We start from the raw sequence: 13,450 nt of genomic DNA, 5'->3' as shown, positions 1-13,450 counted from the left end.
TTTCTATTTTGCACTGATGATTTGAGACTTTTTAAGTTCGTTTTAATTGTATTTTTGGTTACAGGTACCTGATTCCGACTTAATTATCCGAAATAAATTCCCTGTATTTTTCAGGATTTACCCTAAAGGCGACTATTGGATCTTCATTATTATTTATGGCACGGTTTACCGCTGCTTGAGCTTCTTCAATCATTCTTCCGGAAGAAATAAGACGGGAGGTTCTTGTTGTGATACCTATCGAAACCGGTTCAGAGATATCATATTCATTTAATATACTCTTAGTTCCTTTGTATATTTCCTCCGCTTTTTTCATAGCTTCATCTAAGTTGGTGTCTTGAAGAATAGCTGCGAATCCGTTTTCATCGAATTCAAAAATCATATCCCTAAATTTTATAAAATCGATCAAAAGGGCTGCAATCTTTTTTCCTATTAGACTTTCGAGAGTAAAATCCTTAAGCTTCATAATAACTAAGGCTATGTCCTGTTCGGATGATGCAGCTCTTCGGAGTTCCGATTCCAGATATTCAGGCAGATATTCCTGCCAGCTTATTCCTGTAATAGGGGAATAAAGGCCTCGAACTTTTTCTATGGCTTCTGCATTTACAGTGCCGAAAGACGATGTTTTAACATCATTGTACTCTTCCGAATCAGAACTTACATAGGCAATGCCTTTTTCTTCCTTTAGAGCGGTCTCTTTGCCTGCCTCATAAGGAAATTGCTGTGTAATTTTTAAATTATCCAGATCTTCAAGGCCGTAGATGTCCTCATCTTTGCCGCTCTTAATATCTTCGACTGGTTTTAAACGGGATTCATCTTCTTCTTTTGCTTCGGTATAGTCATGAGGATAGACTTCCTCTTCAGGCTCATAATATTTATTTTCTTTAGCGTATGTTTTGGGGGAGAAGTCTCCATCGTCTTTAAAATCGTCCTCAAAGGCTCTTTTATTTATATCTGCATATACTCTGTCTTGAGTATGAGTAAGGCTTGTAGAAAGAATTATGATTACGGTTAAAATTGTTACGGCCAATATTATAAAAAATGCACTTCTGATTCTCAAATAGATTACTGCCGGCTTTAATGTCGGGATAGAGGTTGTCAATATAAGCTCGGTATCATAACTTTTCATTGTTTTTACATTTATTTTTCCGCTATGATTTTTTATAAATAAGGATGCCGGTTTTATAACAAAACTTCCGCCTTCATCATAGCTTATTAGGTTGGAATCTTTGGGCCAAGAAATTACAATACTTTTAGAAGGTTTGGAAATAACAAAGGCCTTGATTTCCAGCTCTTCGGCAAGTGAATATAATCTTTGATTATATTCACTTTGGGCAAAGTTTTCCTTTTCGGATGAGATTATAATCTGTTTTGCAAAATAAGCAAATGTAGATTTGGCTTCCTCCGCACCGGTATCGGAATCCTTTATAATCCCATATACAAACCATGAAAATGTTCCTACTATAATCAATAAAGCTATTGCGGCATATATGCCAATATACATCTTTTTCATTAACTTACAGTATACTCCAGAATTTGAGATAGTACAAGTTCTACATCGGCAAAATTCGAGATATTTTTAGATAATCTTTTACTTAAATATGTAAAATAAGGTAAAAGAGCCCTTGTTAATATCTCCTTATCCTTGCATGCCTGTTTTTTTAGATGATTTATAAATTCCACATATGGAAAGATGGAAAATTCTTCTTTTTTCCATAGAGGGGAAGCGGAATTAAGACTGATTACCCCTTTAAAAAAAGCTTTATACCCGTCTAAAAGAGTTGTAGTATAAGTTATTTTTCCGTTTTTTTCCGTTTTTTTTACTTCTGTTCTAAACATAAGGTCACAAAATTTTGTTTCCAAAGGAGAAGTTTTGAAAGACGTTTTTTCAAATTGTTTTGAAAGATATGTTCCGGCTGCATATGCCTTACCGTCGGTATAAGCAAAGTCAAGACCTAAAAATTCCAAATCTTTAAATCCAAGGGAAAGGGCTGCAGATCTTGCTGCAAGTGCGACAGTCCCGCTCCCTGTTTCCATATAAGGAAAGGCAGAAAAAAAGGAAGCATATTGAGCAAAGGGATGGGCACTTTTTGTAAAGAAAAAAGAGTTGCCGTTTTTTAAGAATTCCCTCGCAAGAATCGGATTTGAGCAAAGGTCAAATATACCTACGGTGTTTTTTGTAAAAGGTTTAAAACAATGAGCATAAGAAATATTTTGCGGGTCCATCGTAACAAAAAAATCGGCTTCTATGCCGGCTGATATTAAAATGGGAAAGGCCGTATCTGAAGCAAAAAGAACAATGGAGTCCCTGTTTTTTTTTATATTTTCCAAAGCCGATTCAAGGCTTGGGCCGGCTCCTAAAATATAGGCCTTTTTACTAGGATCCGTTTTAGGAATAAACGGTCTTATTCGAGAAGCCGTTTTTAAATTCTGCATAATATTCCGCATCCAGATTTTACCGAAGGCTGCCTGAGTTGAAACATCTGCCTGTATTTTTTCTAATGAGGCTTGAATTTTCTTTTCGAATTTTGAAATTTTCTCCTTGTAAAAGTCTTCCCAAGGCCTTAAAATTTTTATCTCAAAATTGCCGTGTATGGCCGGAATATAGCTATTGATAAATTCTTTTTCAAAGTTTTCAGATTCAAATGGCGGTAAAAAAGATAGGTTCTTATTTAGAATAAGATGAGAAAAGTCTATTATTTTAAATAAGCTTTTAAAATTTGAAAAACTTGCTTCGGTTACGGCACAGTACTTTGAGTCAAAATTATTTAAAAAAAACTCTATTTGAATACCTGCCCCCAATCCGCAAAAGAGAATAAAATTTTCGTTTCCTGTAAAAAATCTCGATGCTTCTTTTAATGGGTCATATTTAGAATGAAGGAGTTTGCCGTTTTTTAACAAAGGAAGGTCAAGTCCTGTTTTAGAGCTTTCCTTATCGGAAGAGTAATCCGACTTATCATTGGAATTTATAATACCTTCGGCAAGTTTTAAATTTATTTTTTTTAATGCTTCTATATTCTTGTCAAAAAAATTCATGGTTTAAGCCTTCTAATTTGATTTTCTAAAAAGGAACTTATTTCATCTTCAAGTTTTAGTTTAATTTCCGCTTCATTGGGAGTATCTTTTTCTTTTAAAAAGGTCATATAATTTTGAAAAGAAATAAATTCACATAATTCTTTTTCAGGACTGCTTAATTCTTTTTCCTTTGCACTTATTTTTATTTTATCAAAAAAAGTCTTGTTTTTTATTTCCTCTTTTATATTTCGGTAAATTTCTGAAAGCAGGGCTTTTTTTTCTTTAGGAGTTTTGTGTTCTATTTGCCTTACCTGAGTATTTTTTTTATTTGTGTTTTCTTGAGCGCTTACTTGAGCCTTAAAATCTTCCCCGGCTATTGATTTTATATTCCCTAAAGGCGGAAGGCTTTTTCCTATTCTAAAAAGCCTCTCAGCCCGCGGTACGGGTATTCGGCTAAACCATTTTTCGTAAGTTTTTAAGGAGCGCAGATCAAAATTCGATATAGCTGCAAAATTGGATAGCGGATCTAAGCGGTTTGCTTTAATTTCTTTTTGTATTTGACTTTCATGGGGAGAACAATGGGAAAAGCCCTTTGATTCCTTTAAATCCAAGCCTGCAATAAAGATTTTTCCCCCGGTCTTGTCTAAGAGAAGTTCTATTGCCGTGCCGGACACCGTTCCGTTTCTTTTTGCCGGAATTGGAGTAATACCTAAACTTGTAAAAAAAAGAGTTTCAAGGCTTGAGCCGTAGCTTAAAAAAAGACAATTATTGTTTTTTAGAATATGATAAGGAATTTTTGCTTCCAATGGGAAGGCTAGGGCAGTCTCTTTAAATTTTTCATCCTTTAAGTACTTTAAATGATTTGCCGCCCAAAATCCCCCGTCAGTCGATATACATAGATCAAGCTTTATATTTCGGCTTAAGACTGCCGGCAGGGCTGAAGCCGCGGCTATGTTAAATATTTCGTTTATATTGTCAGAGTAATTATCCAAGACCTCATCTAAACTGGGGCCGGCCCCTGCAAAAAAAGAAGGTTTTTTATTTTCAATATTGTTTTCACCCAAAAAATCGAGCTTGACGGGATTTTCGGTAAAGATAAAATTATCGCCCATGTTTTTAAGCCATCTTTTTCCAAAAAAACTTCTTGTAGCTATTAGGCTCTGTATTATTTTTACTGCTGCGGATATTTCCTTCCATACCCAAGTAGCCGAATCAGGCCAAACATTTTCTGCCGGCTTCCAAGGCAAAAACAAGGTAGACGATAAAAATTCATCCGGAATATTATTAACCAAAAAAAAAGACGGATTTCCTGAAGCCGGTCTCCAAGCCTTGTCCCAGAATTTATCCGACTCCAAAAAATAATTGTCCGTGTACCTCATGGCTATCAATTTAGCTTTAGGAAATTTTTTACGCAAAGCTGACGCAAGATAGGATTCTCCTGGTTCCGTGATAACGATAATTTTAGGATTTCCCTGTATTATATCGGAAAATCTTTCGGCTTCTTTTTGCGGGTTATATGAAGAGTGTAATTTAACTTGTTTTATCATTTATCACGGCCTTAAAAAAAGTTTTTATCTCGTTTATATCTTTTGAGGTTCCTGTGTAGTCCATCAAGATTTTAGAGCAGATGTCTTCTCCATAAATCTTGGATAAGCTTGCCGTTATTTTTTGTGTATAAATATCCATAGGCATGGTTTCTGATGAGAATATTGATGTATAAAGATAATTATCCATACCTAACATTGCCATATTGGATTTTCCTATCAGGCTAAGAATTTTATTTATTATCGAATAATAAAGTTCTAGAGTATTTAAATCGCTTTGCAGTGTTACCCTATCGGTAAAAACATGTAAAAACGAGATTGTCAGTAAATGGGCTGTATTATTAAGGTTTAAGGCCGATTTTATTTTAAGCATTATTGTGTCCGTACCATACTGAAAAGGGTATACAGGTCTTGCCGTTTCTATAATCTGTTTATATTGAGCATAGTAGGGCAAGAATTCTCTTACAAGTTTATCTGGTTTTTCAAAATCAAAGGCTTCTCTATAAACATCTTTTTGTGATTTTATTAAAAACAAAAAACTCCTATTTTCTTCAACCGGATATAAAATAAGATCGGTAATGCTTATATACTCCTGAGAAGAAAAGAAATTCTTTATCAAGCTTAAATCATTATTTGTAAGAGAATATCTGTTATTTTGTTTAACTTCAAACCCTTCTATAATGTTTGAAGGTATCATGCACCTATGAAAAGTAGTTATATCCACACCTGCAGCAAAACAGAGGTTATAAAAATCTTCATTAGTTTTTATCAAAAAACCGCCCTTTTCAATGTGGAGATTTTTAAGCAGGGCTTGAAAATTGTTTTTTGCAGCAAAAAAAGGTGAATGAGGCCTTTCAGTCGGTACTTTTGGAGACCGATAAGTTTTTATGCTTACGGTCTCCGCCTTCTGCCTCAATCCCATTAGGATATCCCCAGCTCATCAAAAAGTCTTTTATAAGTATCAAAGTATTCCGACTTTGCAAACTCTTCAATTTTTTCTTCAGGTAAGCTTTCCAAGAGCTGGTCCATATATGTTAGAACAGACTTGATCTCGTCTTTTAAATGAATCGGTAAGGTTTCGGTTTTTACTTTTTGTTCTTCTGCTGCACTCTCATCAAGCTCAAGCCTTGGAATATCTTTAGCGGCTTGATCAAGTTCTTCCGGTGAAAATACCGCATCTTCAAAGTCCGAAGTCTCGTCATGGACTTCTTCAATATTTTCCGTAATGGCTTCAAAACCGCTATATTCATCTCCCAGCGGAATACTTTGTCCGTCAGGCAGTTCAAGCTCTGTAATATTCATGTCAAAGTCATCCAGAATTCCGCCATCATCAGTACCGGGTTCATCCAAGTTATGATCTTCTAAAGCCGGTTCTTCCGTATCATCGGAAAGGAAGTCTTCTATTTCAATCTCTTCGATTTTTTCATCCGGTTCATCTTCAGTGTGTAGCTCTACATCTTCATCAAGATAGCTGATGTCATCAGTTAAGTCATTGATATGTTCAGGCTCTACAGCGTTTAATAGGTCATCATCGGCAAAAACTTCGGGCTCATCCTTAGTATCTTTCTCAATGTTATCATCATCGAGGAAAGCTTCATCGATTTCATCCAATGTTTCGGGGATTTCGTAATCTTTTTCCGTGTTTTCTTCCGTGAAATCGGCCGTTATCAATATATTATTAAGTTCATCTCCTGTAAGGGCGATTGTTTCATCTCCGTCATCATCATTAAAGAATCCTGTTTTATCGCTCTCAGCTACATCATTTAAAATGCTGCCGGTTATAGTATTTTCTTGAGATGCCGAGATTTTTGACTCTTCCAATTTTTGTTGTGTTTGGGCCATTTCAAATTTCATATTTGCAAGTTCATTTTTGATGTCTACTAATTCGCTTGCAATTTGGGTTAAGATTTCGGTAGCCTTATCGTTTGCAATCATATTGGATTGTGTTGCTGCCGTTTGTGCCCCGTCATTCTTTTTGTGGGACTGAATTACTGAAAGGTCTTCCGTAAATTCTTCCGGTATTTCTTGGTTTTCTGAGTCTAAAAGATCATTTTCAAGGGCTTCAATATCGTCAAAAAACATATTGTCATTCTCTTCAACGGCTGTTTCCGTTTCTGCCGGGGCTGCCGACTCTCCCATAACGCTATCCAACATTGAGTCAAAATCATCGATTACTTCTGTTTTTTCTTCCATATCTGCAGCAGAAGAGTCAGCCATAATTTTTTGATTTTCTTTTCGAATTTCGTCTATATTACCTGCTTCTATTATGGTGCTTTCTATTACCAAGCCGTCATCTTCTTTCTTTTTTTCTTCAGTATTTTCAAGTTCTTTTGCTTCTTCAAATTCGGAAATTCCGCTGAATATTTCGACATCTTCTAAGTCATCATCGCCGCCCATAGTTTTACCTGCAAGAGAGCTTATATCCGAGTATTCATCTACTGTAATATTAAGAGGAATTTCATCCGTGAGTTCTTCTACATTTTCTTTATCGGTTTCACTATCAGCTTCAAGCTCGTCTAAAATTTCATCAAAGTCGGATATATCGTCAATTGTCCTTTCAGGTAAATTTTCAATATCTAAAGTTTTGTTTTCTGCTGAGGTTTCACTTGTATCAGGTTCATCTGAGCTTATTTCAAAGCTTTCGTTTCCTTCAAAATCTATGGCATCGCTTCCCTTTGTTTCCAAATAGTCTTCGTCAAAAGAAAGATCCAGTTTTATATTGTTATCCGGTTCAAGGCTTCCGTCTTTATTTTTATTCTCATTTTTGTCGGTTGATTCAAGGGCTTCAGAATCGCTTAGGAAGTCATCTAAATCAAGAGTTTCAAATTCATTTATATCGGATGCGGTTTCTTCTTCAACTTTCGGCATTACATCAAGATCAATATCAAAACTATCCTTAACATCTTCATCAATTACTACGGCATCAGCTTCATCAAAAATATCGAATTCATCTCCATAAATATCATCCTCAGAAGTAATACTTAAATCTTCAAGATGTTCTTCAGTTTTATTACCTTCATTGTCTATAGTTTCAAAATTATTCAATGTTGTTAATTCTTCAAACTCTAAAGGCTCATCCGAATTATCTAGATTTATAATATCATGGTCGTCAAATTCCAATATGTCGTTTCCAAAAGGAGCCTCAGCATTCTCATTTTCTACAGGCAACACACTTTCATAACCGTCTTTATGTTCAGGCCTTTTTTTAACCCATACACCATACATATCGAGATTTGAATCATCTTCAAGTTTTACCGGAAAAACCGAATCATCCGGTTCTTCAATTTTGTTAAAATCTAATGCCATGCTATTCTCCCGTATAACTTATATCTATAATTATACTATATATCGACAGAATTTGTAAATAACCTTAAATTATTTAGTCTAAATAAATTGTCAAAAAATTCAAGAAAAAAACATAAAATGCCGTTATATATTTTAGACTATGAAAATCTATTTTAAAGTACTTATTCCCATTTTTATTACTGTTTTTGCTTACACTGTTTTGACCGTGTTTTTAGGTCCTAAGGGAATATATGCGCAGCATTTTATAGAAGCTCAGCGGGATACTCTTGTAAACCATGTCCGCTCTCTTAGGCAAACCGGAGACGATTTGGACAGTTTGATAAGAAATTTAACCTATGATCCTGAAACAATTGCTATTTATGCCCATGAACTGGGTTATATATATGATAATGAGGGAATAATTAAGCTTGTAAACTTTAATTCCGGATTTGGGAAGGGCTTAAATCCCGGAACAATCTTAAAAATTGAAACTCCGTATTTTCTTTCAGATTACATATGCAAAACAATAGCGGCATCTTTAGGTATAATTGTTATCATTTTTCAGATGTTGGCGGTAAGAAAAGATGGTTATTTTAAAAAAAGATCCTAAATCATTAGAAACAGCAGCTTCTGTCTTAAAAAAGGGTGAAATTATAATAGTTCCTACCGATACCGTTTACGGTTTTTCGGGTATAATGCCTTTTACAAAAGAAAAAATCATTAAAATCAAAAAAAGAGGGGCTGAAAAGAGTTTTATCAGCCTCATTGAAAAACCTCAAGATATTTATAAATATACGGATACTCCTGTTCCCGAAATCTTATTAAATCTTTGGCCGGCTCCTTTAAGCATAATAGTAAGGGATAAGGAGGGCAGGGGAACTTCGGCTTTTAGATGCCCCGATGATGTCTGGCTTAGAAATTTAATAGGAAAGACGGGTTTCCCCATTTACTCTACAAGCGTAAACTATTCGGGAGAGCCAGTTTTAAGTGATATTAGGGATATAATAAGCGAGTTTGAAGATAAGGTTTCGTTGATAGTTGACGGAGGAGAGCAAAAAGGCTTATCGTCCACGATTGTAAGCTTAACCGATAAGGAGCCTTGTATAATCAGGCAGGGTGCCTTAAAAATAAGTTTTTAGTTTTTTATCCAGCGTACTTTTTTTATAACTTCATTTACCGAAACAAGGGTATTTCCGTGGTAGATTATTTCAATATCTGTTTTTTCTCCGACTAAAATCTTATTGTCGGCAGAAACCAAAAACTTCCATGAGGGGGTTTTCCCCATCTCTGCGGCCTTTTTGGCTATTTCGTCAGGTAAGTTAATAAATTGTCTTGGCATGGGCTTTCCTGACTGATTTATTGTTAAATAGCCTTCATGTATCCTTATTTGGAGCAGGATAGTTATTCCGCTCGAAAGGAGGGCTATCCCTCTTCCACCCCTCATAAGTTCAACCCTTTCAAGTCCTTCTTCTCCTTGCCATGAGCCTGAAAGTATATCGATGTTTTTTACCTCTTCTACTTCTGAATTTTCCTTAGAATCCGAGTCCTCCGGATTATAGGTAACCGATAAATTAACCGACTTATCAAAAATATCCGATACAAGAACCCGCGAGTCCAATAGAATTAAATTGACGCTTTGATAAATTTTAGATATCCGTCTTGTGATCTTATCCGACGAGTTTTTCAACATAAGTTCAAGCTGTATTCCGTTTTCCAGTCCGGTGATTTTACCTGCAAAAACATAATCGAAGCGCTGCTGAGCATCCGTTTCGGTAACCGGAGTAGAACGCATATCTACAATATCGTATTTTTTTAATTCTTTTACAAAGCTGAAAATAGCATTACTGATTGTTGCCGTTGTTTGTTCTGTTATATTTTTAGATTCAAGTTTAAAAACACCTACAGTAGGTGATGCATACAACATGCTTCCGGCTCTGACAACCGGTATAGAAAGCATTAAAAGCAAAAATATTAAAAATCCGTAACACTTTTTTATCTTCATTATTTACTTACCCCTTATTTTTATCTCCCTTTGCATATCTCTTTTTATGTCTCTATCTTTTATGTCTGCCCGCTTATCAAAGGTCTTTTTACCCTTACAAACACCTAAGAGTACCTTAACGATACCGTTTTTAAAGTAAAATTCCAAGGGAACAAGGGTATAACCTTTTTCCTCAACCTTTCGTTTTAATCTTTTTATTTCATCCTTTTTTAAAAGGAGTTTTTTTGGCCTTTCGGGATCATGATTAAAAACGGAAGAGTAAATATACTCCGAAATATGAAAATTTTTAACCCATACTTCATTATCTTTAATTTCGGCAAAGGCATCGGGAAAAGATATCCTTCCTTCTCTGAGAGATTTGACTTCCGTACCCTTTAAGACTAGGCCGCATTCTATTTTTTCTTCAACGGTATAATTAAAAAAAGCCTTTTTGTTTTTTGCTATGATTTTTACAGGTGTTTTCTCCATATGCACATTATATTCATAGATTAGACACTTGTCAACGATAGCGGAAAATGATATTATGCATTGAGGGATAATAATGACTGCAAAATATCGAAATTTTTCATATACGGCAAAGAGGGAATACCAAAACAAAGTTTTTTTTATTGTTTTTTTGGTGGTTTTTACTTTTCTTTCATATATACTCATAACATCATATCTGTTAAAAACTTATAGATTACAGACCGACACCATGTTTCCTGAAATTTCTACGGGAGATATGGTTTTAATGACTCCTATCTATTCTCAGGCATCGGCTAAACGCGGCGATTTGGTTGTCATCGATGATACATTATCGCAAAATAAGTCTTTTTTTAAATCGGTTGTAAATACCCTTACAGGCTTTTTTACATTTCAGCTTTTAAGGCCCTTTGATTTGCAGAGTGAAGACGCCTATTCCATACGAAGAATTGTAGGCTTACCCGGAGATACTCTTTATATGGAAAATTTTGTATTGCACATAAAAACTAAGGATTCGAGTCATTTTTTGACCGAATTTGAGTTAGCTCAACAAAATTATGATATTGAAGTTAAGGATTTACCGGAGCATTGGGATTCATCCTTACCCTTTTCTGGAGCATACCCGGAGACGGTTCTAAAAGAAGGCGAATATTTTGTATTATGCGATAATAGGATAATCACTGATGATTCCCGTCTTTGGGGAGCTGTTGAAGGAGATAAAAAAATATACGGCAAAATTATCCTAAAATATTGGCCGTTTAAAGAATTCAAATCCTATTGATGAAAAAGGCCGGCCTTTATATACACATACCTTTTTGTCTCCAAAAATGTAATTATTGCGATTTTTTTTCTGTTCGTGCCGGCCGGTTTAAAAATATCTTATCGGGTCATTTAAGCCCCTTTGTTTTAAGATTGGCTGAAGATATAAAAATTCAAGCGGATAAGTATTCCATAAACGAATGGGATACCGTCTATATAGGAGGCGGAACTCCGTCACTATTATCTCCTGATGATCTTTATTATCTTTCATCTCAAATACCGGCTGCTCAAAAAAATCCTCATAGAGAATTTACCGTCGAAATTAATCCTGAAGATTTAACTAAAGATTTTTTGTCCGCTGCAGTCAGTGGAGGGATTAATAGGTTTTCCGTAGGAATTCAATCTCTTAATGATGAGGTTTTAAGTGCCTGTAAGAGGAGGGGATGTAGAAAAATGAGCCTTTCGGCCCTTGAGCTTTTACGCAGTCAAAAAGGTCTAATCCTTTCTTGTGATCTAATCGCAGGGCTAAATAAACAAAGCTTAGGTATTTTAAAAGATGATATCCAAACCTTATTACATTTTAAACCGGAGCATTTTTCACTATACGCCCTCTGTTCAAATACAAAGTTACCGCCCGAAAAAGATGATGAAATAGCCGAGTTATGGAGCTATGGTAAGGATATTTTGGAGAAAAACAGCTATAATAAGTATGAAGTGTCTAATTTTTCATATAAAAACTTATACAAAAGTATACATAATGAGAAGTATTGGAGATTGGAGGATTATATAGGGGTAGGCCCGGGAGCCTTCGGCTCAATTTTTTTTGATAAAGATGCTTTACCTTCTCACGCACATGCTAACGCATTGCGATTTTCAGCTATTAAAAATATAGAAAAATGGATGACCTTAAAAAATAGGGATGAAGTGTATGAGTACGAAACCATTGATGAAAAAGAATTTATAGAAGAAGCTTTTATGATGGGCTTAAGACTTACCGAGGGTATTGACAGGTCTTTTTTTAAATCGAGGTTTGGTAAGGATATTTCGGTATTTGCAGGAAAAACTATTTCAAAATGGCTGGATAGGAATGAGGCTGTTTTGACGGAAAAAAGATTTTATTTAACGGAAAAAGGATTTCTTTACTTGAATTTATTTTTACAGGAACTATTTCAAGAAATTGATTCCTTATTTTAAAATTTATACGGCATGATTTTGATCCTTATTTTGTTCCCATATATAACTAAATTCTTTATCTATGGTTTTGAAGACTTTAATTATAGTAGGGTCAAAATGGGCTCCGGCTCCATTTATAATATGCTCGATAGTTTCTTTATGAGATATCCCTTCTTTATAGGATCTTCTCATTCGAAGTGCATCGTAAACATCGGCTACAGCCACTATACGTGCAGATAAGGGAATCATTTCACCTGCAAGCTTATAAGGATAGCCTTTTCCGTCCCAGCGCTCATGATGGCTAAGAGTAATTTCTTTTGCCATATGGATAGGATAGTTTGCAAGGATAAGGGTTCCGTTAATAGTATGTTCTCTCATAACCGCCCATTCTACATCATTAAGCGCCCCTTTTTTTTGTAGAATATAATCGGGAGTTCCTATTTTTCCTATATCATGGATGGCAGCTAGTGATGAAATATTATCTATAAAATCCGCATCTATTTGAGGAAATAAATTCTCCTTAAACAAGGCTTCTGCAAGGGTTTTTGAATAATAATTAAGTCTTTCATTATGAAAGCCCGTATCATTATCCTTTAGTTTTGAGGCATTTAATAGACTTTCCATCATACCCTTATACTGACTTAAGTAAGAATTGCTTATATCTTCAAACATAACCCAGTATCCGTTGAGTGTATTATTATCAAATAAAGGGAATATGTTTGTCTTTGTATACATAGTTTTACGGTATCTTGTTTTATGCCTTAAAACTCCTGACCATGAGTAGCCGCGATTAGGACTTTTTAATTTTGTTAAAAGGTCGTCGAGAGCGGATTTTTCAAGTGTACTTCCGAATATGTTAAAAAACGGTTTTTTTTCTATATTGTGATACCCTTCAAAAAGATGGTTTACTGCATCGCTTATGTATAATATTAAAAAATTTTTATCCAGAAGCATTGAGCAAACAGTAGGTGTAGCGAGTAAGTCTACAGCTGTTTTTAAAACCTCGGTTTTAATTTCAGTATTGTTAAAATTCATCGGATTGTCCTGATCGTCTTGATAAAGATCTTCCTTCATTTCTTCCAATTCTTCTTCTACTTCATCAAGCATTTCTACTTCATCGAGGGTTAGAAAGTCTTTTTCATTGCTCTTTATTTTAGATTTATTTTTGTTTTTCCTTTTTTTCATAGGCTAAAATCCTTATAAATTCAAATAC

General features: G+C 35.0%; 12 protein-coding genes. 4 read left to right on the top strand and 8 right to left on the bottom strand.

Annotated elements, in window-relative coordinates; all coding sequences use genetic code 11:
• Positions 1-79: 79 nt before the first annotated feature.
• The 5 genes from HYB91_RS06010 to HYB91_RS05990 are packed head-to-tail and all read right to left on the bottom strand — an operon-like array spanning position 80 to position 7,862.
• The gene (locus HYB91_RS06010; RefSeq protein WP_002678097.1) at positions 80-1,510 is read right to left on the bottom strand and encodes a diguanylate cyclase domain-containing protein; all 1,431 of its coding nucleotides are present in this window, start codon (positions 1,508-1,510) and stop codon (positions 80-82) included.
• The gene (locus HYB91_RS06005) at positions 1,510-3,033 is read right to left on the bottom strand and encodes a motility associated factor glycosyltransferase family protein (RefSeq protein WP_002678100.1); all 1,524 of its coding nucleotides are present in this window, start codon (positions 3,031-3,033) and stop codon (positions 1,510-1,512) included. Before HYB91_RS06005 ends, HYB91_RS06010 begins: the two co-directional genes overlap by 1 nt.
• On the bottom strand, positions 3,030-4,559 hold the full coding sequence (locus HYB91_RS06000; protein ID WP_002678102.1) for a 6-hydroxymethylpterin diphosphokinase MptE-like protein: 1,530 nt from the start codon (positions 4,557-4,559) through the stop codon (positions 3,030-3,032). Before HYB91_RS06000 ends, HYB91_RS06005 begins: the two co-directional genes overlap by 4 nt.
• Positions 4,543-5,478, bottom strand: coding sequence for a hypothetical protein (locus HYB91_RS05995; RefSeq protein ID WP_002678116.1), 936 nt, complete (start codon positions 5,476-5,478; stop codon positions 4,543-4,545). Before HYB91_RS05995 ends, HYB91_RS06000 begins: the two co-directional genes overlap by 17 nt.
• Positions 5,478-7,862, bottom strand: coding sequence for a hypothetical protein (locus tag HYB91_RS05990; protein WP_002678118.1), 2,385 nt, complete (start codon positions 7,860-7,862; stop codon positions 5,478-5,480). The genes HYB91_RS05995 and HYB91_RS05990 overlap by 1 nt, the downstream gene beginning before the upstream one ends.
• Before the next feature lie 139 nt (positions 7,863-8,001).
• On the opposite strand from HYB91_RS05990, the gene HYB91_RS05985 reads away from it, so the two are divergent.
• Both HYB91_RS05985 and HYB91_RS05980 read left to right on the top strand, forming a co-directional pair.
• Positions 8,002-8,451 carry a septum formation initiator family protein gene (locus HYB91_RS05985; RefSeq protein ID WP_002671296.1) on the top strand — a complete coding sequence of 150 codons (450 nt, stop codon included), beginning with the start codon at positions 8,002-8,004 and terminating at the stop codon, positions 8,449-8,451.
• Positions 8,426-8,980, top strand: coding sequence for an L-threonylcarbamoyladenylate synthase (locus HYB91_RS05980; RefSeq protein ID WP_002678121.1), 555 nt, complete (start codon positions 8,426-8,428; stop codon positions 8,978-8,980). The genes HYB91_RS05985 and HYB91_RS05980 overlap by 26 nt, the downstream gene beginning before the upstream one ends.
• On the opposite strand, the gene HYB91_RS05975 is transcribed toward HYB91_RS05980, so the two are convergent.
• Both HYB91_RS05975 and smpB read right to left on the bottom strand, forming a co-directional pair.
• Positions 8,977-9,843, bottom strand: a complete 867-nt coding sequence (locus HYB91_RS05975) for a TP0183 family DNA metabolism protein (RefSeq protein ID WP_002671294.1) — start codon at positions 9,841-9,843, stop codon at positions 8,977-8,979. The two genes, HYB91_RS05980 and HYB91_RS05975, sit on opposite strands and share 4 nt — an antisense overlap.
• A gap of 3 nt (positions 9,844-9,846) precedes the next feature.
• A complete protein-coding gene (smpB, locus tag HYB91_RS05970; protein ID WP_002668932.1) occupies positions 9,847-10,311 on the bottom strand; it encodes an SsrA-binding protein SmpB in 465 nt (154 codons plus the stop codon).
• A gap of 73 nt (positions 10,312-10,384) precedes the next feature.
• Here smpB and lepB point away from each other — a divergent pair, with 73 nt between their 5' ends.
• Positions 10,385-11,086, top strand: coding sequence for a signal peptidase I (lepB, locus tag HYB91_RS05965; protein WP_002668934.1), 702 nt, complete (start codon positions 10,385-10,387; stop codon positions 11,084-11,086).
• Positions 11,086-12,258, top strand: a complete 1,173-nt coding sequence (gene hemW, locus HYB91_RS05960) for a radical SAM family heme chaperone HemW (protein WP_002678127.1) — start codon at positions 11,086-11,088, stop codon at positions 12,256-12,258. Before lepB ends, hemW begins: the two co-directional genes overlap by 1 nt.
• Before the next feature lie 3 nt (positions 12,259-12,261).
• Here hemW and HYB91_RS05955 read toward each other — a convergent pair whose 3' ends face one another.
• The gene (locus tag HYB91_RS05955; protein ID WP_002678129.1) at positions 12,262-13,422 is read right to left on the bottom strand and encodes an HD-GYP domain-containing protein; all 1,161 of its coding nucleotides are present in this window, start codon (positions 13,420-13,422) and stop codon (positions 12,262-12,264) included.
• Between the last annotated feature and the right edge of the window lie 28 nt (positions 13,423-13,450).

This window comes from Treponema sp. B152 (genome assembly GCF_024181665.1).
Lineage (GTDB): Bacteria > Spirochaetota > Spirochaetia > Treponematales > Treponemataceae > Treponema_B > Treponema_B denticola.
This window is presented reverse-complemented; position numbering and strand designations above follow the sequence as displayed.